The sequence below is a fragment of the Pseudoalteromonas sp. c7(2019) genome, assembly GCF_011378625.1.
GTDB classification, from domain to species: domain Bacteria; phylum Pseudomonadota; class Gammaproteobacteria; order Enterobacterales; family Alteromonadaceae; genus Pseudoalteromonas; species Pseudoalteromonas arctica.
Genome location: NZ_WTKS01000146.1, coordinates 1 through 303 on the forward strand (window position 1 = coordinate 1; position 303 = coordinate 303).

At 30.7% G+C, this 303-nt stretch carries 1 protein-coding gene; it reads right to left on the bottom strand.

The window, feature by feature from the left end; genetic code table 11:
• Window positions 1-303, bottom strand: a 303-nt coding sequence (locus tag GQR38_RS20355; protein ID WP_165738099.1) for a transporter substrate-binding domain-containing protein, incomplete at both ends; no start/stop codon positions are given.

The following is a 303-nucleotide window of genomic DNA, read 5'->3' on the forward strand; positions in this document are numbered from 1 at the left end:
CTTTGTAAAATTTGTAAATATTTCTCTGCTTTTTTTGTAAGAGATAAGATCAATCAAATCAATTTTTTTAGCTTTAAATTTGCCAAGCGTCTCAGTCCAGCTTGCCACCTCAATTTTTATCTTTAATCCGCTTTTTTTCTTTATTAAATTTATATAATCATATGAAAAACCAGATAATTTCCCTTTATCTTCAAAGTTAAACGGGTAATTATCGGAGATAGTGCCTAACGTAAATACATGTGATGCAATATAGGCTTTTTCTGAAGCAGTAAAAAGGTTAGTTTCTTCTGCTGCAAACGCCGA